The organism is Streptomyces spiralis, assembly GCF_014654675.1.
Classification (GTDB): Bacteria; Actinomycetota; Actinomycetes; order Streptomycetales; family Streptomycetaceae; genus Streptomyces; species Streptomyces spiralis.
This window is the reverse complement of the sequence record NZ_BNBC01000006.1, coordinates 1-22,798: the sequence shown is the minus strand read 5'-3', so window position 1 is coordinate 22,798 and position 22,798 is coordinate 1. Positions and strand designations below refer to the sequence as shown.

At 72.6% G+C, this 22,798-nt stretch carries 19 protein-coding genes; 9 read left to right on the top strand and 10 right to left on the bottom strand.

Annotation, left to right across the window (positions count from 1 at the left end):
- Positions 1-42 precede the first annotated feature (42 nt).
- From IE318_RS08610 to IE318_RS08600, 3 genes are all read left to right on the top strand, one after another.
- Positions 43-888: an LLM class flavin-dependent oxidoreductase gene (locus IE318_RS08610; protein ID WP_189898272.1), complete on the top strand. Its 846-nt coding sequence runs from the start codon at positions 43-45 to the stop codon at positions 886-888.
- 145 nt (positions 889-1,033) lie between these two features.
- Positions 1,034-1,624: an RNA polymerase sigma factor gene (locus IE318_RS08605; RefSeq protein ID WP_030180178.1), complete on the top strand. Its 591-nt coding sequence runs from the start codon at positions 1,034-1,036 to the stop codon at positions 1,622-1,624.
- Positions 1,614-2,396, top strand: a complete 783-nt coding sequence (locus tag IE318_RS08600) for a hypothetical protein (protein WP_189898270.1) — start codon at positions 1,614-1,616, stop codon at positions 2,394-2,396. The genes IE318_RS08605 and IE318_RS08600 overlap by 11 nt, the downstream gene beginning before the upstream one ends.
- Positions 2,397-2,423: 27 nt before the next feature.
- On the opposite strand, the gene IE318_RS08595 is transcribed toward IE318_RS08600, so the two are convergent.
- Both IE318_RS08595 and IE318_RS08590 read right to left on the bottom strand, forming a co-directional pair.
- The gene (locus IE318_RS08595) at positions 2,424-3,317 is read right to left on the bottom strand and encodes a serine/threonine-protein kinase (RefSeq protein ID WP_229903406.1); all 894 of its coding nucleotides are present in this window, start codon (positions 3,315-3,317) and stop codon (positions 2,424-2,426) included.
- Positions 3,314-5,188 (bottom strand): ABC transporter ATP-binding protein, encoded by a 1,875-nt coding sequence (locus tag IE318_RS08590; RefSeq protein WP_229903405.1) that lies wholly within the window; start codon positions 5,186-5,188, stop codon positions 3,314-3,316. The genes IE318_RS08595 and IE318_RS08590 overlap by 4 nt, the downstream gene beginning before the upstream one ends.
- Positions 5,189-6,030: 842 nt before the next feature.
- On the opposite strand from IE318_RS08590, the gene IE318_RS08585 reads away from it, so the two are divergent.
- Positions 6,031-6,261, top strand: a complete 231-nt coding sequence (locus IE318_RS08585; RefSeq protein WP_030180165.1) for a hypothetical protein — start codon at positions 6,031-6,033, stop codon at positions 6,259-6,261.
- A gap of 147 nt (positions 6,262-6,408) precedes the next feature.
- A complete protein-coding gene (locus IE318_RS08580) occupies positions 6,409-6,966 on the top strand; it encodes a DoxX family membrane protein (RefSeq protein ID WP_189898265.1) in 558 nt (185 codons plus the stop codon).
- Positions 6,967-7,018: 52 nt separating this feature from the next.
- On the opposite strand, the gene IE318_RS08575 is transcribed toward IE318_RS08580, so the two are convergent.
- Positions 7,019-7,528 carry a carboxymuconolactone decarboxylase family protein gene (locus tag IE318_RS08575; RefSeq protein ID WP_189898262.1) on the bottom strand — a complete coding sequence of 170 codons (510 nt, stop codon included), beginning with the start codon at positions 7,526-7,528 and terminating at the stop codon, positions 7,019-7,021.
- Between the two features lie 13 nt (positions 7,529-7,541).
- Between IE318_RS08575 and IE318_RS08570 the strand changes: the two genes are divergently transcribed.
- A complete protein-coding gene (locus tag IE318_RS08570; RefSeq protein WP_189898627.1) occupies positions 7,542-8,093 on the top strand; it encodes a MarR family winged helix-turn-helix transcriptional regulator in 552 nt (183 codons plus the stop codon).
- A gap of 495 nt (positions 8,094-8,588) precedes the next feature.
- Here the strand turns inward: IE318_RS08570 and IE318_RS44785 are convergent, their stop codons facing one another.
- Complete coding sequence (locus IE318_RS44785; protein ID WP_229903415.1) at positions 8,589-8,723, bottom strand: DUF397 domain-containing protein; 135 nt, start codon at positions 8,721-8,723, stop codon at positions 8,589-8,591.
- A complete protein-coding gene (locus IE318_RS08565; protein ID WP_189898625.1) occupies positions 8,683-9,600 on the bottom strand; it encodes a helix-turn-helix domain-containing protein in 918 nt (305 codons plus the stop codon). Before IE318_RS08565 ends, IE318_RS44785 begins: the two co-directional genes overlap by 41 nt.
- Positions 9,601-9,788: 188 nt before the next feature.
- On the opposite strand from IE318_RS08565, the gene IE318_RS08560 reads away from it, so the two are divergent.
- A complete protein-coding gene (locus IE318_RS08560) occupies positions 9,789-10,238 on the top strand; it encodes an ATP-binding protein (protein WP_189898259.1) in 450 nt (149 codons plus the stop codon).
- Between the two features lie 14 nt (positions 10,239-10,252).
- On the opposite strand, the gene IE318_RS08555 is transcribed toward IE318_RS08560, so the two are convergent.
- Positions 10,253-10,678 (bottom strand): DUF4267 domain-containing protein, encoded by a 426-nt coding sequence (locus IE318_RS08555; RefSeq protein ID WP_189898257.1) that lies wholly within the window; start codon positions 10,676-10,678, stop codon positions 10,253-10,255.
- A gap of 38 nt (positions 10,679-10,716) precedes the next feature.
- Positions 10,717-11,163 (bottom strand): anthrone oxygenase family protein, encoded by a 447-nt coding sequence (locus IE318_RS08550; RefSeq protein WP_189898255.1) that lies wholly within the window; start codon positions 11,161-11,163, stop codon positions 10,717-10,719.
- Between the two features lie 92 nt (positions 11,164-11,255).
- On the opposite strand from IE318_RS08550, the gene IE318_RS08545 reads away from it, so the two are divergent.
- The gene (locus tag IE318_RS08545; protein WP_189898253.1) at positions 11,256-11,834 is read left to right on the top strand and encodes a TetR/AcrR family transcriptional regulator; all 579 of its coding nucleotides are present in this window, start codon (positions 11,256-11,258) and stop codon (positions 11,832-11,834) included.
- Between the two features lie 37 nt (positions 11,835-11,871).
- Here the strand turns inward: IE318_RS08545 and IE318_RS08540 are convergent, their stop codons facing one another.
- The 3 genes from IE318_RS08540 to IE318_RS08530 all read right to left on the bottom strand — a co-directional run bounded on the left by IE318_RS08540 (position 11,872) and on the right by IE318_RS08530 (position 14,482).
- A complete protein-coding gene (locus tag IE318_RS08540; protein WP_189898251.1) occupies positions 11,872-12,630 on the bottom strand; it encodes a thioesterase II family protein in 759 nt (252 codons plus the stop codon).
- Positions 12,631-12,694: 64 nt separating this feature from the next.
- Complete coding sequence (locus tag IE318_RS08535) at positions 12,695-12,892, bottom strand: acyl-CoA carboxylase epsilon subunit (protein ID WP_189898249.1); 198 nt, start codon at positions 12,890-12,892, stop codon at positions 12,695-12,697.
- A 30-nt stretch (positions 12,893-12,922) separates the two neighbouring features.
- The gene (locus tag IE318_RS08530; RefSeq protein ID WP_189898246.1) at positions 12,923-14,482 is read right to left on the bottom strand and encodes an acyl-CoA carboxylase subunit beta; all 1,560 of its coding nucleotides are present in this window, start codon (positions 14,480-14,482) and stop codon (positions 12,923-12,925) included.
- Between the two features lie 339 nt (positions 14,483-14,821).
- Here IE318_RS08530 and IE318_RS08525 point away from each other — a divergent pair.
- A partial coding sequence (locus IE318_RS08525; RefSeq protein ID WP_189898244.1) for a type I polyketide synthase occupies positions 14,822-22,798 on the top strand: 7,977 nt, incomplete at its 3' end.

The window sequence follows — 22,798 nt, the reverse complement described above, 5'->3', positions numbered from 1 at the left end:
TCCTTCTCCCTGTCGCACGTTTCCTCTCCACGGAGGCTCTTCATGAACGTCGGAATCGGTCTTCCCATCGGCGACCCGGCCACCCTGCTCACCTGGGCCCGGCGCGCCGAGGCCGGCCCCTTCACCACCCTCGGCCTGCTCGACCGGCTCGTGTACGACAACCCCGAACCGCTGGTCGCCCTCGCCGTCCTCGCCGGGGCCACGTCCCGGATCCGTGTCCAGACCGAGGTGCTGCTGGCCCCGCTGCGGGACACCGCCCTGCTCGCCAAGCAGACGGCCACCCTGGACCGGATGACCGGCGGCCGCCTGGTCCTCGGCCTCGGCATCGGCGGCCGCGAGGACGACCACCGGGCCGCGGGCGTCGACATCCGCACCCGGGGCCGCCGCCTGGACGAACAGATGCCGGTGCTGCGCCGTCTGTGGTCCGGTGAACCGTACGGCGACGGTGTGGGCCCCATCGGTCCGGCCGCGTTCCGTCCCGGCGGTCCCGAGGTGCTCTTCGGCGGCTTCAAGCCCGTCGCTCTGGAGCGCGTGGCCCGCTGGGGCGACGGCTTCCTCGCCGCCGCGCCGCCGTCCTGGGCGGACGGCCTGTTCGACACGGTGCGCGGCCAGTGGAAGGAGTACGGCCGCGAGGGCGCCCCGCGCCTCGTCGCCCAGATGAACGTCGCGCTGGGCCCGGAAAAGGTCGTCGAGGACGCTCGGGCCGCCATGCACGCGTACTACGCCTTCACCGGCATGCCCGACCGCATGGTCTCCGGCATGCTCACCACCCCGCGGGCCGTCCGCGAGGCCATCACGGCCTACGGAGACCTGGGCGCCGACGAGGTCATGCTCTACTGCTACGGCCTCGACCCCGACCAGGTCGACCGCATCGCCGACGCGCTCTGACCGAGCGGGTCGCCGGCCGGCACGGCATCCGCGCGGCCGGGCCCGCGGAAGAACATGCGGGGGAGCGGGCCCGGAGGAGAATTGGAATATGGGATTCCGTATCAGCCGGGAAATCCCGAGGCGCTTCCGACCCGTATATAGGGATATGTCGAGATTTCGGTTCACTGTGGGCCGTCTCCCGGACGAGGCTCTGCTGTCCGGGCTGGCCCTCGGTGACCCGGAGCTCGCGGTCAGTTTCGTGAGGAGGTTCCAGCATCGCGTCTTCGGTGTCGCGATCGCCGTCACCGGAGACCCGCAACTCGCCGAGGACATCGCCCAGCAGACGTTCGAGCGGGCGTGGCGTCATGCGCAGATCTACGACTCGCGGCGCGGATCGGTGACGACCTGGCTGACCACCATCGCCCACAACCTCGCCATCGACGCCGTCCGGTCACGCAGATCGGAGCCGGTGCCGCCCGAGGACCTGGACGCCATCCTGGGCGTCGTCAGCGAGACCCCAGAGCAGCACGCCCTGGCCGACGAGGCGTCGACCCGGCTCCGGGCGGCCGTGGCGGAACTGCCACGCGAGCAGGGCCGGGCACTGGTGATGGCGGGCATCTACGGCATGACCGCCCAGCAGATCGCCGACCGGGAACACATCCCGCTGGGCACGGCCAAGACCCGGGTCCGGGCGGCCATGGGCAAGCTGCGGACCACGCTCGCGTCCGAGTGCCGAGGCGACGACCATGCCCAATGACGTGATGTGCGACAAGCTGCGCGAGATCGGCGCCGAACTCGCTCTCGGGGTGCTGCCCGGCCGCGAGCGGGCCGGCGCCGTCGCGCATCTTGAGCGGTGCGCGGACTGCCGTGAGCACATCCGGCAGCTGACCCAGGTCGGCGACCGGCTGATCGGGCTGCTGCCGGGCAGCGAGCCGCCGGTCGGGTTCGAGACCCGGGTGGCGCAGGTGCTGACGCAGGACGCGGCGGCGAGCGCGGCGGCACACGAGGGCCGTAGGCTCGCCCGGGTGCCCGGCCGGCCCCGTCGGGGCCGGTTCGCCCGGCGCATACGGCCCGGGGTCGCCGCCGTCGCCACCGTGTGCGTCCTGGCCGTGGGGTTCGGCGGCTGGTCGGTCGGCACGGCCATCGAGGACACCATGTCCCGCCCCGCTCCGCCCACCGCGAACCGGGACACCGACATGCTGTGGGGCGGCCTGATGTCCGCCCAGGCCCAGGCGGGAAGGCCGGCCGGCGAGGTCTACGCCCACGCGGGCACCCCCGGCTGGATCTTCATGACCGTCGACCTCGCCGGGGCGGGCACCCCCTACAGCGGCCGGGTCTCCTGCCTGCTGGTGCACAAGGACGGCAGCAGCGTCCGGGTCGGCAGCTTCAGCCTCCACAAGGGCCAGGGCTCGTGGGGAGCCCCCACCCCGGCCGGTGTCGGCCGCGCGGGGCTCTCCGGCGCCCGGCTGACGGAACCCGACGGCACGGTGCTGGCCACCACCCACTTCGCCACGGGCGCGGAGACCTGAGTTCCTCTCACCCGCGCCGGGGTCTTGTCACTCGTGCGTCTCGGGGGAGGGGAGCAGTGCGCGCAGGGACGTCGCCAGGTCCGGGACCGTGGGCCGTGCCCGCGGGTCCGCCCGCAGACAGCCGTCGACGAGCGCGGCGAGCTCGCACGGCAGTCGCCGCCGTGCCGCGATCGGCGGGGCCGTCTCCTCCAGCTGCGGGTATCGCTCGTCCTCGGAGTCGTGGCCGTACGAGCTCGCGCAGTGGTCGCCGGGCGCGGTGAAGGGGAGGCTGCCGCAGGCCACCTCGTACAGCGTGACGCCGATGCCCCACACGTCGGCCGCGGCCGTGAGCGGCTCGCCGCGTGCCTGCTCCGGAGCGAGATAGGCGAAGGTGCCGATCCCGGGCGGGGCCAGGCCCGGCGGGCGGGCCAGGCTGAGGTCGAGCACCTTGGCGTGGCCGCGTTCCACCACGACGTTGGACGGCTTGAGGTCCAGGTGCAGCAGGCCCCGGCCGTGCAGATAGTGGGCCGCGGAGCACAGCTGCGCCCCGAGCACGGCCAGGTCGGTGGCGGCCGGCCGCCGCTTCAGCCGGTGGACGAGATGGGACAGGGTCTCCCCGCTCAGTGTCTCCAGGACGACGAGGGGCTCGGGCGACACGAAGACCTCGTAGGCGCGGACCAGGTGCGGGTGGGTGAAGTCGCGCAGCCACTGCCCCTCGCGCAGCAGTCGTTCGGTCAGGTCCGCCTCGCCGTGGCGGTCCGGGCGCACCACCTTGATGACGCACCGGCAGTCGCGTTCCTCGCTCCAGGAGTCGTACAGGTCCAGCCATCCGGTGCGCGTGAGGTGCCCGAGGAACACGTATCCGGGGACCGGCCGGGTGCCCGGCGGCAGCGGTGGCGGCGGGGCGGGGCCGGGCGAAGCACGCACCTGGGTCTCGGTCACGGCCGCACCCTCCCCGATCCGTTGCCCTCAGGCCCGGTCATCGTGCCCGCCGGACCGGGCACGGTGCCCGCCGGGCCGGTCGTGGCGTGCAGCCGGTGGAGGCGGGCGTAGGCGCCGTCGCGCAGGAACAGCTCGTCGTGGGTGCCGGACTCGACGACCCGACCGTGGTCGAGGACCACCACGCGGGTGGCGTCGCGGACGGTGAGCAGGTTGTGCGAGATGACGACGGTCGTACGGCCGGCCATGAGGCGGCGCAGCGGGTCCATGATCCGGTGGCCGGACTGGGCGTCGAGTCCGGTGGTGGGCTCGTCCAGAAGCAGCACGGGCGCGTCCCTGATCATCGCGCGGGCGATGGCGAGGCGCTGGCGCTGCCCGCCGGACAGCGTCCGGCCGCGCTGGCCGACCACCGTGTCGTACCCGTCCGGCAGCAGCCGGATGAAGCCGTCGGCGTCGGCGGCGCGCGCCGCCGCCACGATCTCGGCCTCGGTGGCGTCGGGCCGGCCGTAGGCGATGTTCTCCCGGACCGTGCCGTGCAGGACGAGCGTCTCCTGGAGGACGACCGCGACGCTCTCTCGTACGTCGGTCAGGTCGAGGCGGCGCAGATCGGCCCCGTCGAGGCGCACGGCGCCCAGGTCGGGGTCGTAGAAGCGCAGTTGCAGCTTGGCGACGGTGGACTTGCCGGCCCCGCTGGCGCCGACCAGTGCCAGGGTCTCGCCGGGGGAGACGTGGAAGGAGACGCCGGACAGCGCCGGGCGGGTGGTGCCGGGGTAGCGGAAGGAGACCGCGTCGAACTCGATCTCGCCGCGCGCCCGCCGGATCCGCCGGGCGTCGGGGGCCTGGGTGACCTGGGGCCGCTGGTCGAGCAGTTCGGCGATCCGTTCGGCGGAGGCGGAGGCGGAGTAGAAGGTGGTGCCGAGCCGGGAGAGGTCGCGGACCGGACCGTAGAGCTTGCTGATCAGCGCCAGGAAGACCAGCAGGCCGCCCAGCGTGAGCTGCCCCTGGGCCAGCTTCCAGGTGCCCAGGCCGATGACGGCGAGGGCGCCGCAGACCTCGATGAGCTCGACGAGCGGCCGGTAGACGGCGCGGATCCGCGCCGAGGCCATCGCGGCGTGGAACTTGCCGATGTTCTCGCGCTCGAAGCGGTGGCCCTCCCAGGCCTGCCGGTTGTACGCCTGGACCAGGGCGACGTTGCCCAGCGACTCCTCGGCGACCGCGGTGAGCGAGCCGCTGCGGCGCCTGCGCTCCCGGGACGCCTCCTTGACCAGCCGGGAGAAGTGCCGGGCGGCGCCCCAGAACAGCGGCACGATGACGAGGGCGAGGAGGGTGAGGTCCCAGCTCAGATAGAAGAGCAGACCGAGGAAGACGCCCAACTGGATGACGTAGTACAGCACGTCCGCCACACCGGACAGCAGGAACGTCTCCACGGCGTCCACGTCACCGGTGACCCGGGACAGCAGGTCCCCGAGCCGCCGCCGTTCGAAGAACCCCAGCGACAGACCCTGGACGTGCCGGAAGACATCGGAGCGCAGTGCCAGCAGGAAGCTCTCGCTGACGTACGCCGACAGCACGTCGTCGGCGAACCCCAGGATCCCGGAGACGACGATGAGCCCCAGATAGGCGGGGGCGATCCACAGGAACGGCGACAGATCCCTCGGGACGAGGACCTCGTCCACCACCACCTTGAACAGCCACAGCTCCCCGCCGTCGACGAGCGGCCCGAGCACGCTGAACAGCGCGAGCGGCAGCAGGCGCCCCCGCCGGCCGCGCGTGTACGGCCAGAACCGGCGGAACACCTCGCGGACGGACAGCGGCGGGGCGGCCGCGACCACGGCGTCCGTGTCCGTGCCGACCGACAGCAGACCGCGCAGCAATTGCCGGAGAGCCTGCGGGCGGGCATGCCGACGGAGCGGACCGGCTCCCTCGTGCGCCGGTCCGCTCGGCCGTTTGGGCCCTTTGTCAGTGGTTGTGGTGTTCCTCATGTATCAGTAGTCGCCGTGACGCGAACCGTGCCGACGTCCCCTCCTCGAGGAGTCGTCGTGTCCGGATCCGTGTCCGTGGTCGTGGTCGCCGTGGCCGTGGTCGCCGTGGCCGTGACCTCCGTGGCCACTGCCCCCGTGACCGTGGCTCTTGGCCGGGAAGAGATCCTTGAAGATCGCCATTGCGTGCTTCCTCTCCTGTCCGCTCCTCCTTGAGCGGGTCTTGTACTGGATACGGTGCAGGACGCGAATGGGATGGCTTTTGTCCGTAAAATCATGAAACTTCCTGTTTCTGTGCCCGGTGGTGTTCGCTGGGTGGCGGCCTGCCGGGCCCGGCTGCCGCGAATCTTCACGGCGATTGCGCAACGGCGGCACGGGAGACGGTGAGGGGGCGGGAAAGCCTGCCGCGCCGCGCCGTATTGGTGCGGAGTGTCCCGTTCGCAACCACTCTGGCAACACCTGTCACTTCAGGATTCGTCGACCATGTCGTGGAGCATGTAGAGAAGCTGCTCCCTCTTCGTGGCGGCGTGCACACAGATGCGTAACCGGAGCGTCCAACGGACCTGGCGGGAGCGTTCGTTGAATAGATGCGCGGCGTGCTCCGTGGTTTGATCCGTTGCGCCGCCGGTGGAGCGAAGGCGTCCGGAATCGGATGCCGCACGCCGGCGGTCGCGGCGGCTCGCAGTCCCCAGCGGGACCGCCCCTTGTGCCACACCCATGCGAAGGGAAGTTCCCACATGAACTCCGCTCCCCAGATCCGGACCACCGAGATCTCCGACGCCGAGCTCGACGGCGTCTCCGGCGGCCTGGGCGGCCTGAGCCCGCACGCCGGTGTCGTCGCCGGCCCGACGGCGATCAGCGACTCGGACGTCCTGGGCCAGGCCCAGGCCGCCACGGCCGGTGCCCTCGGCACCGCGCTGGGCACCCTCGGTCAGTACCACCAGGTCGGCGCGACCGTCACGTTCTGATTCGCGCGCTTTTCGATGCCCGAAGGGCCGGCTCGGAGAGGAGGGCTCCCCGAGCCGGCCCTTCGTGTCGCGTCCCAGATGCACGACGGTGACGACTGCGAAAGGATCGGAAACATCCGGGGCATTCCGGACCATCCGGAGTATTCAATGGTTACCAAGCGCATCCTGGTCCGTCCCGCGCGCCCGACGGAAACGGCCGCGCACGGCACCGCCGCCCCCCTCGCGTCCGCGGCCGACTGCGGACTTCTGCTCCTCAGACTGACCTTCGGGCTGCTGATGGCCGGGCACGGCGCCCAGAAACTGTTCGGTCTCTTCGGCGGTCAGGGCCTGACCGCGACCGGCCGGTTCTTCGAGAGCCTCGGCTACCGTCCGGGAAACGTCTTCGCGGTGATCGGTGGTGCCTCCGAGTTCCTCGGCGGCCTCGGCCTGGCCCTGGGGCTGCTCACCCCGCTGGCCGCCGCCGCTCTCATCGGCGTGATGATCAACGCCATGGTGACGGTGACCGGCGCGAAGGGCCTGTGGGTCACGGAGCAGGGGGTCGAGTACAACGTCTGCATCGCCGTGGTCGCCCTGGCCGTCGCCGCCCTCGGCCCGGGCCGGCTGGCCGTGGACCGGTTCTTCCGCTGGGGCTCGGGCGGCTGGCCCGAGGCGGCCGTCGCCCTCCTCCTGGGCGGCATAGGCGCGGCGATCAGCCTGACTCTCTGAAACCGGCCCTCTGAACCGGCCCTCTGAACCGGCCCCCTGTACGGCTCCGCCGTCATGCCGCCCGGACGAGGCGGTTGGCGAAGGTCGACATCGTGTACGTGCCGATGCCGAGGACGACTTCCAGGGCGTTGCGCTCGGTGTACCCGTGAGCCAGGAGGGTTTTGACCGCGTCGTCGTCCACGGCGCCGGCGGTGGTCAGGACGTCGAGGGTGAACGCACGGATCGCGGCGAGCCGTACGTCGGCCGGGGCGCGTTCCTCGCGCAGGGCGGCGACGAGCTCGGGGTCCGCGCCGAGCTTGCGGAGCTTGCCGGTGTGCAGGGCGATGCAGACGTGGCACTGGTTGCGGACGGCGACCGTCATGATGACGGTCTCCCTGGAGAGAGGGTCCAGGGTGCAGCGCTCGAAACTCGCGCTCAGCGACAGGAATCCGTTGAGCAGCTCGGGTGACGCGGCCAGCCGGGCCACGGCGTCCGGCAGCGCCCCGCCGAAGCCGTCGGCGACGGACCGCATCGCCGGTCGCGACGCCTCGGGGGCGCTCTCCATGGTGTGTGCGGCGAACATGGCACCTCCTAAGATGGTCAACATGGTTGACGATGAGATGGTAAACCAGGTTGCCTTTCCGGGGAAGGGCGCGGAAGCGCAGGGCGGCGACGCCGACCGGCCGAGAGCCGGCTACGAGCTGCCGCTGCTTCTGTTCGCGGGCTTCAGGACGCTCATCGACGCGCTGCACACCGAACTCGCCGAGCAGGGACACCCGCAGGTGCGCCCGGCATACGGGTTCGCCCTCCAGGCGATCGGTCCGGAGGGCAGCGCCGCCAGCGACATCGCCCGCCGCCTGGGCATCTCCAAGCAGGCGGCGGGCAAGACCGTCGATCGCCTGGTCGCCCTCGGCTACGCCCAGCGCGCCGACGACCCCGCCGACGCCCGCCGCAAGGTGGTGCGCCTGACCGCACGCGGTTTCGACGTCCTGGCCCGCTCGGCCGCGATCTTCGACCGGCTGCGCACCGAGTGGGCCGCCCGACTGGGCGAGGACCGCCTGAGCGCCATCGAGGACGACCTGAGCACCGTGGTGGCGCCCGGGGCGTTCCGGCTGGACGCGGCGGGCTGGATGGGGGGAACGGCCTGAAGCTCCGGGTACTGCCTCAGCCGCGGGCTGGAGGGGAAGCCGTCACCCGGCCGCACGGAGATGGTTTCCGGATCGGCATTCCCGGCAGTGTCCGGGTTCCGGAGCGCGGAATGCCCGTTCGCAGCCGTCACGAACGTGAATCACGCCGGAGGTCGGAGCTTTCGGAGCTCCGTCGTCGGCGCGCAGGGGCGCGTTAGACTGCCGGTCAGCCATCGGGAAGTCTCTGTCTCTTCCTGATCGGTCAGGCCCTCGATCGGGATGCCAGTCCCGGCCGGGGGCCGTATCTGTTTGCGGTTGTCGCGGCGAACGTAACCGTCCGTATCCCGCCGCTGCAAGCCGGTCACCCGGACGGGTGATGAGGGCTTTCCGGCGGGGAGGGTGGGTGGGCGGGTAGTTCTTTCCCTCGGTTTTTGAGGAGGTCAGTGGCCCACCGGCCCCTGGCGGGCAAGGGCCCGGTGAGCCCGGAGGACGGACGGTGGCCGGGTCCCGGCCACCTCAGGGACGGCGGTGCCCGGCCTTCAACTCGCCTATGAAGGCGGCCCAGGAAGCGGCCTCGAAGCACAGGGCCGGACCGTGCGGAACCTTGCTGTCACGGACGGGGACGACGGCCCCCTGGGACCCGGCGGCCACCTCCACGCAGTTGCCGCCCTCCTGATTGCTGTAGCTGCTCTTGCGCCAGGCGGCGCCGGTCAGATCGGGACGGGACCTTCGCTCCACGGTGGTTGTCCTCCATCACGGATCGGATCATGTCCAGTGACATGAGCGGGGGCAGAGCTGCCGCCCGCAGCCGATCGTAGGTCAGCGCGAACCTCCTGACCTCGTCCGGATCCTCGATGAGTTGGCCGTAGTGCGCGCCTTCCGTGTAGGCCGTCTCCGAGCCGTCCGGCATGGTGAGCACGGTGAGCGAACCGCCCATGGCATCGTGCTCGCCCTGGGCGAACGGCAGTACCTGCACGGTGACGCGATGTTCCGCCGCCGTCCCGAGCAGCCGCGCCAACTGCTCGCGCATCACTGCCCGGCCACCGACCGGACGCCTGAGCACCGCCTCGTCGAGGACCACCCACAACTCGGGGCGATCGGGAGCACGCAGGCGCTCTTGTCGTCCCATGCGAAGAGCGACCCGCTCCTCCAACTGCTCCTTGCTGCCGAGCGGTCGACCGACTCTCAGGACCGATCGCGCGTAGTCCTCCGTCTGCAACAAGCCTGGCACCACATGAGCTGCGTACTCACGGAGGGCCACCGCCCGCTCCGAGTACTCCATGAACTTCCGCGACCAGTCCGGAAACGCCTCCCGGTACACGTAAGGCCACAACTCGACCAGGAGATCGTCCGCACCGAGGGCCGCGTCCAGCGCACGGGCCAGCTCCAGCGTGGGCTTCGCTCCGGACGCCCGCTCGATCTGGGTGATCCGTGTGCTCACGACATGTGTCCGGGCGCCGAGCTGGGCCTGGGTGAGTCCGGCCGCCGTACGGAGCCTGCGTACCCGCGCGCCGAACAGCGCCGCCATCGAAGCGCTGGGGTCAATCCCGTTGGCCAAAGCGTCACTTCCGTTCCTTATGGCCTGAGCAGTAAGGCTGCGCCACCTGTTGAGCGTAGGGCGAAACGGCGACCCTTGGGCACGGAACGTGACGACGTGTGCACGTCGCGGATGCCTCAAGTGCGACAGAGAAGGGCGGACGAGCCGTGCTGACAGGAATGACCACCCCGGGGGACGAAGGCGAACTGGCCTCGTCGTGCGGGCAGTTCGCCTCCTCGCCGAGAGGGGCGCAGCTCGCCCGGCGTCTCGCCGTCCGGTGCATGGAGGAGTGGGGTCACCCGCCGGCGTCGGACGTCTCGTGCACGGTCGCTCTCGTCGTCGGCGAACTGGCGGCGAACGCCGTCCAGCACGGCCGGGTGCCCGGACGCGACTTCGGCCTCCGGCTCTCCCTCGACGCCACCGCGGGCCTGGTCCGTGTCGAGGTCGCGGACGCCGCCTCCGCGAAGCGGCCGCCCACGGTCCCGCCCACGTCGTGCCCCGAGGGAGAGTCCGGACGAGGACTGCTCCTCGTGGACGTGCTGGCAGTGCGCTGGGGGTGGGCGCCTCGCCACCCCGTGGGCAAGACGGTATGGGCGGAGGTGCCCCTCGAGGCGTCGGCCCGCCTTTGAAGGCGATCCGCGCCCTAGGCGGGCTGCGGGGCGGGTGTTGCCGGAGCGGCCGCGACCCTGCGGGTCTCGCGCATTATCAGCAGGCCGTTGACCACCATCAGTGTCGCGGTCAGGCAGTGGACGCCGAGCGCGGTGGCCACGGAGCCGTGGTGGGCCAGCACGGTGGCCATGTCGCCGTACGCGGCGAGGGCCTCCACCAGCAGCACCCAGCCCAGCGCCCGGCGGTGGCCGGTCACCAGCAGGATGCCCAGGACCAGGGCCAGGACGACGTCACGGATACCCTTGATGATCAGGAAGCCGCCGCCGTCGCCGGACGGCCAACTCGGCAGGCCGAAGCCCGGCGCCGTCGTCTCCGGGCTCAGGATGAACTCCGTCCCGAACCAGAGGATGAAGACGATGAAGGCGGCGACCAGGACGGTGTTGATCTTCTTCAGCGACATTGTTCTTCTCCTTGCGCAGCTTCGGGGCAGCCGTGGTGTCAGACGAGGGCGGCGGCGAGCAGGGCGAAGGCGGCGATGATGACGGCGACGCGGACGTAGTGGTAGCGGCCCCAGCGGTGCAGCTGCTCCTTCCAGTCGGCGGGCCGGTTCTCGGGGGTCCAGGTCTTGTTCCGGTTGTTGATCGGGACCAGCAGCAGCATCGACATGACCACGCTGACGATCAGCAGTCCGGCGGCGGTGACGACGAGTCCGGCACCGTGGTGGTGCCATCCGGCGACGGCCCAGATCGCGCTGAGGACGAGCGAGCCGATGTACCAGAACGGCATCAGGGCGCCGAGCATCCGGCCGCCGTGGGCGTGGCCGAGCTGGCCGCTGTCCTCGGGAAGCGCGTCCAGGATCCGGTTCATGATGAAGGCGACGGAGAACTCCACCCCCACCATCAGGCCTACGACGACGGTGGTGACGACCTCGAGTGCGTTGAGCATGACGATCCCTCCCGTTGAACTAGCGTTGCTAGCCGATGAGGCAACGCTAGTACTGCTGCCGCTCGATTGTCTAGCGGTGCTAGGATCGATTCATGTCGGTACAGGAACGCAAGCAGCGTGAACGGGCGGAGCGCGAGCGCCTCATCGTGGCGACAGCCCGCGAACTCGCCGAGCAGCAGGGCTGGGACGCAGTCACCACGCGCCGGCTCGCCGAGCGCATCGAATACAGTCAGCCCGTCCTCTACAGCCACTTCCGCGGCAAGCGCGAGATCATCGGCGCCGTCGCCCTCCAGGGGGCCACCGAACTGGCCACGGCGGTGCGGGCCGCGACCTCCGCCGCGGACGGCCCGCGCGCCCGGGTCGCCGCCCTGGCCCGTGCCTATCTCGACTTCGCCGCACGCAACCCGGCGGTCTACGACGCCTTGTTCCAGCTCGACGGCGGCCTGGCGTACGCGCAGGAGGACACCCCCGAGCCTTTGAAGGACGCCTTCGCCGCCCTGCTGGAGACTCTCGACGAGGTCGCGGGCGACGGCGTCCACCCGGGGCTGTTCACCGAGGTGTTCTGGGCGGCCCTGCACGGCCTTGCGACCCTGAGCCGCGCGGGCCGCCTGCTGCCCGAGGACGCCGATCCGAGGGTGGAGCTGCTGGTGGACCGGCTCGCCATCCTCTGACACACCGTCCCGGAGGGCACGCGGCCGGGGTCCTCGGTCACAGGCGGTTCAGGACCTCGTCACGGATCAGGGCGATCACCTCGGGGGCGTGGTCGTTGAGGTAGAAGTGGCCGCCGGGGAACCAGTGGAAGGTGCAGTCGGCCGAGGTGTGGTCGGTCCAGGCTTCGGCCTCCTCGGCGGTGACCTCGGGGTCCCGGTCGCCGTTCAGGACCACCAGCGGGCAGGCCAGGGGTGGGCCCGGGTGGTGGCGGTAGGTTTCGGCCGCCTTGTAGTCGGCGCGGATGGCGGGCAGGACCGTGCGGAGGAGTTCGTCGTCGGCGAGGACCGCCGCGTCCGTGCCGCTCATGCGTTTGATCGTGGAGATGAGCCGTTCGTCGTCGGCAAGGTGGACCCGTTCGTTCTCCCGGTGCCGGGACGGGGCCCGGCGGCCCGACGCGAACAGCACCAGTGGTTTCGTGCCGTCCGCCTCCAGCCGCAGCGCCACCTCGAACGCCAGCGTCGCGCCCAGGCTGTGGCCGAACAGGGCCAGCGGCCGGTCGCACCAGGGCCGCAGCTCGGCGGCCGCCAGGTCCGCCAGGCGCCGTACGTCGTCCACGCACGGCTCGTGGCGCCGGTCCTGGCGTCCGGGGTACTGCACGGCCACCACGTCCAGGCGCGGGGAGAGCGCCCGTGACACAGGAAAGTAGTAGCTGGCCGAGCCGCCCGCGTGCGGGAAGCACACCAGCCGGGCCGCGGCGTCCTCGGCCGGGTGGAACCGGCGCACCCATGCCCCGGCCGCCGTCGTCGCTTCGGTCATCGTCGGACCCGAGTCCTCTCTGCGGAACGTTCGTACGTGTCTGTGCCGTGCCTCGGCGCGTCGTTCACGCCGAGGTCCAGCTGCCCGGCGGGCGCCAGCCGCGCGCCGGGCCCCAGGCCGCTGTCGGCGGCCCCTCGCTCTCGCCGTCGCCGTCCGTCCGGGCGGCGGTGGCGAGCAGCAGTGCCAGGGTGAGCGCGGCGACCGACTCGGGGTCGGGGGCGCCGCGCACGATCCGTACCAGTGGCTCGGTGGCCGGGGTCATCTCGCCTCACCTTCGTCGGAGCGTCGTCCGTCAGAACGGCGGGTTGCCGTGCTTGCGCTCCGGCAGCGGGGCGTGCTTGGCGCGCAGCACGGCCAGCGCCTCGATGAGCACCGAGCGGGTGCGGGCCGGGTCGATCACGTCGTCGACCAGGCCGCGCTCGGCCGCGTAGTACGGGTGCATCAGCTCCTCGCGGTACTGCTTGACGCGCTGCGCCCGCGCCGCCTCCGGGTCGTCCGCGGCGGCGATCTCCCGGCGGAACACCACGTTCGCCGCGCCCTCGGCGCCCATCACCGCGATCTCGTTGGTGGGCCAGGCGAAGGACAGGTCCGCGCCGATCGAGCGGGAGTCCATCACGATGTACGCCCCGCCGTACGCCTTGCGCAGGATCATCTGCACCCGTGGCACGGTCGCCGCGCAGTACGCGTACAGCAGCTTCGCGCCGTGCCGGATGATGCCGTTGTGCTCCTGCGCGCCGCCCGGCAGGAAGCCGGGGACGTCCACCAGGGTCACCAGCGGGATGCTGAACGAGTCGCAGGTCTGCACGAATCGCGCGGCCTTCTCCGAGGCGTGGATGTCGAGCACCCCCGCCTGGGAGGCGGGCTGGTTGGCGACGATGCCCACGACGTGCCCGTCCAGCCGGGCCAGGCCGCAGATGATGTTCGTCGCCCAGGTGCCGTGCACCTCGAACAGGTCGCCGTCGTCGACGATCTCCTCGATCACCGCACGCATGTCGTACGAGCGGTTCGGGTCGGCCGGCACCAGGTCCAGGAGTGCGTCGTTGCGGCGGTCGGCCGGGTCGTCGCACCGTACCGAAGGCGGCAGTTGACGGTTGTTCGACGGCAGCAGCGACAGCAGATGCCGTACGTCCGCCAGGCAGTCCTCCTCGGTGTCGTAGAGGAACGTGCTCGCCCCGGAGACCGAGGAGTGCACCTCCGCGCCGCCCAGCTCGTTGTGGGAGATCTTCTCGCCGGTGACCGCCTGCACCACGTCGGGGCCGGTGATGTACATCTGCGCGATGTCCCGCACCATGAACACGTAGTCGGTGAGCGCGGGGGAGTAGGTGGCGCCGCCCGCGCACGGGCCCAGCATCACGCTGATCTGCGGGATCACACCGGAGGCGGCCACATTGCGGCGGAAGATGCCGCCGTACCCGGCGAGCGCGGTGACGCCCTCCTGGATGCGCGCCCCGGCGCCGTCGCTGAGGGCCACCAGCGGGGCGCCGGCGGACAGCGCCAGGTCCATCACCTTGTGGATCTTCTCGGCGTGGGCCTCGCCGAGCGAGCCGCCGAAGATTCGGAAGTCATGGGCGTAGACGAACACCGTGCGGCCGTCGACCTTGCCCCAGCCGGTGACCACGCCGTCGGTGTGCGGGCGCCGGTCCTCCAGGCCGAAGCCGGTCGCCCGGTGCCGGCGCAGCTGCTCGATCTCGTGGAACGTCCCCCGGTCGAACAGCAGGTCGAGGCGCTCGCGGACCGTCAGCTTGCCCCGCGAGTGCTGCGCCTCCGAGGCGCGCCGGGACGGGCCGAACCCGGCGGCCTCCTTGATCGCGAGCAGTTCGGCGACTCTCACCTGAACGTCGGACACAGTCATGCCTCACCCGTCTCGTCGTCCGGCAGGCCCGCCCCTCGGCAGGCCAGGGGCAGTGCCGAGGGCAGTGCCGGGGGCCATTGAAGGCGGGCACGCCGTGAGCGAGAACCCGGCCCACCCCCCTGATCCCGCCCCCGAGGGCCGGAAACCCGTACGCACGCTGGGAAAAGCGCAGATCCGGGCCCGGCCGCGGGGGCGGGTGACGGGAGCGCGTGGTGTGCCCCGCGGGGCAAACAGCCGGGGTCGTTAGGGGTGTCGTCACGAATCGGACCCGACCTAGCGTGCGAGGACCTCGTGGCTGAGTCAGCCCACAGCAAACGACACCGAGCTTGGAGCGTGCAGATGTCCGCGGGCTTCGTTCCTGACGCTGAACCCCTGTCCGGTGCGGAGGCCCGGCCGGGGGCCGGACTCGCCCACCGGCTGGCCGGCCTGCCGGAGACCGAGCAAGGGCGCATCCTCCTGGACCTGGTGTGCGCTCGGGCCGCCGAGGTGCTGCGCGCCACGACCCGGCCCGACACCGAGTCCGTGACCGACACCGGCCGCTCCTTCAAGGAACTCGGCCTGGACTCCATCGGCCTGGTCGAACTGCACGCCCGGCTCAACGCCGCCACCGGACTGCATCTGCCCGTGACCGCCGCGTTCGACCACCCCAGCCCCGAACTGCTCGCCGACCATCTGCGCGCCGAACTCCTCGGGACCGGTGCTGGATCCCGTTTCGGATCCGGCACCGGACTCGGCACCGGTCCCGTCGGCGTGGTCAGCCCGCGGGCCGCCGGTGACGACGACGATCCCATCGCCGTCGTCGGCCTCGGCATGCGTCTCCCGGGCGGCCTGCGCACCCCCGACGAGCTGTGGGAGCTGCTCACCGAGGGCCGTACCGCCGTCGGTCCCTTCCCCGACGACCGCGGCTGGAACCTCGACACCCTCTTCGACGACGACCCCGACAAGCCCGGCACCTGCTACAGCCGGGTCGGCGGATTCCTCTACGACGCACCCGAGTTCGACGCCGAGTTCTTCGGGATCGGCCCGCGCGAGGCGCTCGCCATGGACCCCCAGCAGCGGCTGCTCCTGGAGACCGCCTGGGAGGCCCTGGAGCGCGGCGGCATCGACCCGGCCTCGCTGCGCGGCAGCAGCACCGGCGTCTTCGTCGGCGCCGGGCCCACCGAGTACGGCACCCGGGTGCAGGACGCGCCCGAGAACCTCACCGGCTACCTCGTCACCGGCGGCGCCCTCAGCGTCGCCTCCGGCCGGGTCGCCTACACCCTCGGCCTGGAAGGGCCCGCGCTCACCGTCGACACCGCCTGCTCCTCCTCGCTGGTCGCCCTGCACCTGGCCGTGCAGTCGCTGCGGCGCGGCGAGTGCGACCTGGCGCTGGCCGGCGGCATCACGGTGCTGAGCACCCCCGGGCTGTTCACCGAGTTCAGCAGGCAGCGCGGGCTCGCCCCCGACGGCCTGATCAAGGCGTTCGCGGCGGGCGCCGACGGCACCGGCTTCGCCGAGGGCGCCGGCCTGCTCGTCGTGGAGCGGCTGTCCGACGCCCACCGCCACGGACACCCCGTGCTCGCGCTCGTCCGGGGCTCCGCGATCAACCAGGACGGCGCCAGCAACGGTCTGACCGCGCCCAGCGGCACCGCCCAGCAGCGCGTCATCCTCCAGGCCCTCGCCGACGCGGGCCTCACCCCGGACGAGGTCGACGCCGTCGAGGCCCACGGCACCGGTACGACGCTCGGCGACCCGATCGAGGCACGCGCCCTGATCGCCACCTACGGCCGCGATCGCGCGGACGGACAGCCGCTGTGGTTGGGCTCGGTGAAGTCCAACATCGGCCACACCCAGGCCGCGGCCGGGGTCGCCGGCATCGCCAAGCTGATCATGGCGATGCGGCACGGCGTCCTGCCGCGCACCCTGCACGTCGACGAGCCCACGCCCAACGTCGACTGGTCGGCGGGCACGGTACGCCTGCTCACCGAGCCGGTGGCGTGGCCCGCCGACACCGACCGCCCGCGCCGCGCGGGCATCTCGGGCTTCGGAGTCAGCGGCACCAACGCGCACCTGATCCTGGAGGAGCCGCCCGCGGAGGAGACCGGCTCCCCGGCCGAGAAGTCGGCCGTGGAGCCGGCCGAGGAGTCGGCTGCGGGGCCGGACGGGATGCCCGCGCTGCTCGCCGTCTCCGGGCGGTCCGAGGCCGGGCTGCGGGCGCAGGCCGAGCGGCTGACCGCGTTCGTCGAAGGGGCGAGCGAGATCTCGCTCGCCGACCTCGGGTTCTCGCTCGGGACCACCCGCACCGCACTCGAGCACCGGGCCGTCGTGGTCGCCGACGGCCGGGAGGGGCTGCTTACGGCGCTGCGGGCCGTCGCGGACGGTGCGGACGGCGGCGACGTACGGACCGGGACCGCCCCCGCCGGACGCCTCGCGTTCCTCTTCACCGGGCAGGGCAGCCAGCGGCTCGCCATGGGCCGCGCCCTGTACGGCGCGTTCCCCGTGTTCGCCGACGCGCTCGCCGACGCCATCGGCTACCTCGACCTGCAACTCGACGTGTCCCTGTGGGACGTGCTGTTCGCACCGGAGGGCTCCGGGAACGCCGCGCTGCTCGACGAGACCCGGTACGCCCAGCCCGCGCTGTTCGCCGTCGAGGTGGCCCTGTTCCGGCTGCTGGAGTCCCTCGGGGTACGGCCCGACTACCTCGCCGGGCACTCCATCGGCGAGATCGCCGCCGCGCACGCCGCCGGCGTCCTCGACCTGGAGGACGCCGCCGCCCTCGTCGCCGCCCGCGGGCGTCTCATGCAGGAACTGCCCACCGGCGGCGCGATGGTCGCCCTCCAGGCCACCGAGGACGAGGTGCGGCCGCTGCTCGCCGCCGAGGTCGGCATCGCCGCCGTCAACGGCCCGCAGGCCGTGGTGATCTCGGGCGCCGAGACACCCGTACTGGCACTCGCCGAGACCTTCGCCGCGCGCGGCCGCAAGACCAAGCGGCTGCGCGTCAGCCACGCCTTCCACTCGCCGCTCATGGCGCCCATGCTCGACGAGTTCCGCCGCGTCGCCGCGATCCTCACCTACCGTGTGCCGCGCATCCCCGTGGTGTCCACGCTCACCGGCCGTCTCGCCGCCGCCGAGGAGCTCTGCTCCCCCGACCACTGGGTCCGGCACGTGCGCGAGGCCGTCCGCTTCCACGACGGCATCGACTGGCTCAGCCGCGAGGGCGGCGTACGCACCTTCCTCGAACTCGGCCCCGACGCCGTCCTCGCGGCCATCGCCCAGGACTGCCTGCCGGAGCCGGCCGCCGGCACCACCGCGTTCGCCGCGCTGCTGCGCGCCGGCAAGGACGACGTCCACGAGACCCTGCACGCCGTCGCCCTCGCGCACGCCCGGGGCGCGGCCGTCGACTGGTCCGCGCTGTACCCGGGCGCGCGCCGCGTCGCCCTGCCCACGTACGCCTTCCGTACCCGCCGCTACTGGCTGACGCCCGAGCGGGACGGCGGCGACCCGTCCGGCCTCGGCCAGCTCGCCGCCGAACACCCGCTGCTCGGTTCGGTGGTCGGTCTCGCCGGCGCGGACGGCACGGTCCTCACCGGCCGGCTGTCGCTGCGTACCCACCCGTGGCTCGCCGACCACACGATCTCCGGCGTCACCGTGCTGCCCGGCACCGCCTTCGTCGAACTCGCCCTGCGCGCCGGCACCGAGACCGGCTGCCCGGTGCTGGAGGAGCTCACCCTGCACGCGCCGCTCGTGCTGCCGCAGGCCGGCGGGGTCGCGGTGCAGGTCGTCGCCGGAGCGGCCGACGCGGCCGGGCGGCGTACCGTCGACTGCTACGCGCGTCCCGAGGACAGCGCCGACGACACCGCCTGGGTACGGCACGCCGCAGGCACGCTCGCCCCCTCGGGGGCGGACGCCCCTGGCTCCCTCGCCGGCCAGTGGCCCCCGGCCGGCGCCGAGGCCGTCGATGTCAGCACCCTCTACCCCGACATGGCCGAACAGGGCTACGGCTACGGGCCCGCCTTCCACGGCGTACGCGCCGTATGGCGGCGTGCCGGCGAGGTGTTCGCCGAGGTCGCCCTGCCGGATTCGGCGCGCGCCGACGCCGCCGCCTTCGGACTGCACCCGGCGCTGCTCGACGCGGCCCTGCACCCCGCCGACCACGCCCTCGCCGGCGAGGACCTCCAGGGCACCTGGATCCCGTTCTGCTTCGGCGGCGTCACCTTGCACGCCACCGGCGCCGCCACCGTCCGCGTCCACATCACCGCCCGGGGCCGCGACGAACTCGCCGTCGCCCTCACGGACCCCGCCGGCCGGCCGGTGGCCGCGATCGACTCGCTGCTGCTGCGCGCCGTCTCCGGCGACCAGCTGAAGAACGCCCGCCGCGACCCGCTGCTGAGCGTGCAGTGGCAGCCGCTGCCACTGACGCTGCCGCTGCCCGGCACCGCACCGGGCAGCGGCACACCGGACCGGGACGCCGAACCGGTCGACCTCGCCGACGCGATCGACCTCACCACGATGGCCGGACTCGTCGGCGCCACCGCCCCCGCCGTCACCGGCAGCGTCCTCTACCGCGTCCCCGCCACCCCCGCCCTGCTCGACGGTGGCGTCCCGGCCGCCGTCCGCGCCGTCGCCGGCCAGGTGCTGGAGGTCGTCCGCACCTGGATCACCGAGGAGCCGTACGCCCAGAGCCGGCTCGTCGTCGTCACCCGGTGCGGCGCCGCCGTGCCCGGCACCGACGTGGACCTCGGCCAGGCACCCGTGTGGGGTCTGGTCCGCTCCGCCGAGGTGGAGAACCCCGGCCGTTTCGTCCTCGTCGACACCGACGGCACCGAGGCGTCCGAGGCCGTCCTGACCGCCGCACTGGCCACCGGCGAACCCGAACTCGCCCTGCGCGACGGGCAGGCGTACATCCCGCGCCTGGCCGCCGTGCCCGAGCCCGAGACACCCCGCGAACAGCCCTGGGACGCCAGCGGCACCGTCCTGATCACCGGCGGCACCGGCGGCGTCGGCGCCGACCTCGCCCGCCACCTGGTCGGCGTGCACGGCGTACGGCACCTGGTGCTGACCAGCCGGCGCGGCGTGGACGCCCCGGGCGCCGCCCGACTGTGCGCGGATCTCGCGGAGTCGGGTGCCGAGGTCCGTGTCGCCGCCGTCGACGTCGCCGACCGGGACGCACTGGCCCGCATCCTGGCGGAGATACCCGACGGCCATCCGCTGACCGCCGTCGTGCACGCCGCCGGCATCATCGACGACGGACTCGCCGCCGCCCTCACCCCCGAACGACTCGACGCCGTCATGCGGCCCAAGGTCGACGGTGCCTGGCATCTGCACGAGCTGACGCGGGACATGAACCTGCGCGCCTTCGTGCTGTTCTCCTCCGCCTCCACCGTCCTCGACGGCGCCGGCCAGGCCAACTACGCCGCCGCCAACCTCTTCCTCGACACCCTGGCCGCCCGGCGCGCCGCCGCCGGGCAGGTCGTCACCTCCCTCGCCTGGGGCCTGTGGGCGGGCGGCGGCGGCATGGGCGCCACCCTCGACGACGCGGCCCTGGCCCGCATCGAACGCCTCGGCCTGGACTCCCTGAGCTTCGCCGAGAACTTCGAACGCCTCGACCTCGCCCTCACCCACGACACCCCGGCCGTCGTGCCGGTCCGCGTCAACCACCGCGCCGTACGCGAGCGCACCGACGACATCCCCACCCTGCTGCGCGCCCTGGTGCGCCGGCCCGTCCGCCGGGCCGCCGCGACCGCCTCCGAACCGGCCGCCGTCGCGGGTGCGACCCTCGCCGACACCCTGCGCGCACTCGACGAGCGGGCCCGCCTGGAGACCGTCCTGCGCATCGTCCGCACCGAGGCCGCCGCCGCCCTCGGCTACGACAGCGCCGACGACTTCACCGCCACCCGCGCCTTCGCCGAAGCCGGCTTCGACTCACTGGCGGCCGTGGAGCTGCGCAACCGGCTCTCCACCGCCACCGGCCTGCGCCTCAGCCCCACCCTGACCTTCGACCACCCCAACGCCACCGCCCTCGCCGAGAACCTCCTCACCCGGCTCCTCGGCCAGGCCGCGCAGACCACCTCGGCCGCGACCTCCGCGACCCCCGCGACCTCCGCGATCCCCGCACGGCACGCCGCAGCGGACGATGACGACGACCCGATCGTCATCATCGGCATGGCCTGCCGCTACCCCGGCGGTGTCACGCTCCCCGAGGACCTGTGGCGGCTCGTCGCCGACGGCACCGACGCCGTCGGCCCCTTCCCCACCGACCGGGGCTGGCCCACCGACCTGTACGACCCGGAGATCGGCAAGCCCGGCAAGACCTACTCCACCGACGGCGCGTTCCTCTACGACGCCCCCCGGTTCGACCCCGCCTTCTTCGGGATCAGCCCGCGCGAGGCCCACGCCATGGACCCCCAGCAGCGGCTCCTCCTCGAAGTCGCCTGGGAGACCTTCGAACGCGCCGGCATCGACCCGCACTCGGCCAAGGGCAGCCGCACCGGCGTGTTCGCCGGGGTGATGTACCACGACTGGGGCCTCCGGCTCGGACCGCTCCCCGAGGACGTCGCCGCCTACCACGGCAACGGCAGCCTCGCCAGCGTCGTCTCCGGCCGTGTCGCCTACACCCTGGGACTGGAGGGCCCCGCCGTCAGCGTCGACACCGCCTGCTCCTCCTCCCTGGTCGCCCTGCACTGGGCCGCCCAGGCGCTGCGCCGGGGCGAGTGCACCCTGGCGCTGGCCGGCGGTGTCACCGTGATGTCCACCCCGGACACCTTCACCGACATGGCCCGCCAGCGCGGCCTGGCCTCCGACGGCCGCTGCAAGTCCTTCGGCGTCGGCGCCGACGGCACCGGCTGGGGCGAGGGCGCCGGCCTGCTCCTGCTGGAGCGGCTCTCGGACGCGCGGGCCAACGGGCACCAGGTGCTGGCGGTGGTGCGCGGTTCGGCCGTCAACCAGGACGGTGCCAGCAACGGCCTCACGGCACCCAACGGCCCCTCGCAGCAGCGGGTGATCCGGGCCGCGCTGGCGGATGCCGGGCTGTCGGCGGCCGACGTGGACGCGGTCGAGGGCCACGGCACGGGGACCCGGCTGGGCGACCCGATCGAGGCCCAGGCGCTGCTCGAGACGTACGGACAGGAGCGTCCGGAGACCGGTGAGCCGCTGTGGCTGGGCTCGATCAAGTCGAACATGGGCCACACGCAGGCCGCCGCCGGTGTCGCGGGCATCATCAAGATGGTCCTGGCGATGCGGCACGGCCTGCTGCCGCGCACCCTGCACGCGGAGACCGCCTCCGACCAGGTCGACTGGGAAGCCGGCCGGGTGGAGCTGCTGACGCAGGCGCGCGAATGGCCGCGGGCCGTCGGGCGCCCGCGCCGGGCGGGCGTGTCGTCCTTCGGCATCAGCGGTACGAACGCGCACGTCATCGTGGAGGAGGCGCCCCAGGAGACGGTGGCGCCCGAGGAGCCGGGGACGGCCGGCACCGAGGGTGGCTCCGGCGCTCCGGCGGTGCTGCCGCTCGTGGTGTCCGGTCACACCCCGGAGGCCCTGCGCGGCCAGGCGGACAAGCTCCTCGCCTTCCTCGACACCCTGCCCGACGACCGCCTCGCCGCCACGGCACGCGCCCTCGCCACCACCCGTGCGGCCCTCGAACACCGCGCGGTCGCCGTCGGCGCGGACCGCGCGGAACTGGCCCGTGCTCTGGAGACACTCGGCGGCACCGACAGCGTGCGGGAGGGCAAGCTCGGCTTCCTGTTCACGGGGCAGGGGGCGCAGCGGTTGGGGATGGGGCGTGGGTTGTACGACACCTTTCCCGTGTTCGCCACCGCTCTCGATGAGGTGGCCTCTGAGCTGGACCGGTATCTGGGTCGGCCGTTGCGTGAGGTGATGTGGGGTGAGGATCCGGGTGCGTTGAACGCCACGGGTTATGCGCAGCCTGCGTTGTTCGCGGTCGAGGTGGCCCTGTTCCGGCTCGTCGAGGCGTGGGGGATACGGCCGGATGTGCTGGTCGGTCACTCCATCGGCGAGCTGGCTGCGGCTCACGTGGCCGGGGTGCTGTCCTTGGCGGACGCGGCTCGGTTGGTGGTGGCGCGTGGGCGGTTGATGCAGGCGTTGCCTGGGGGTGGCGCGATGGTCGCGGTGCAGGCGTCGGAGGACGAGGTCCTGCCGCTGCTCACCGAGACGGTCTCTATCGCCGCGATCAACGGACCGACGTCCGTGGTGGTTTCGGGCGTTGAGGGCGAGGTGCTGGCGATCGGCGAGCACTTCACGGCGATGGGTCGTAAGACGAGCCGTCTGTCGGTGTCGCACGCTTTCCACAGCCTGTTGATGGAGCCGATGCTGGACGACTTC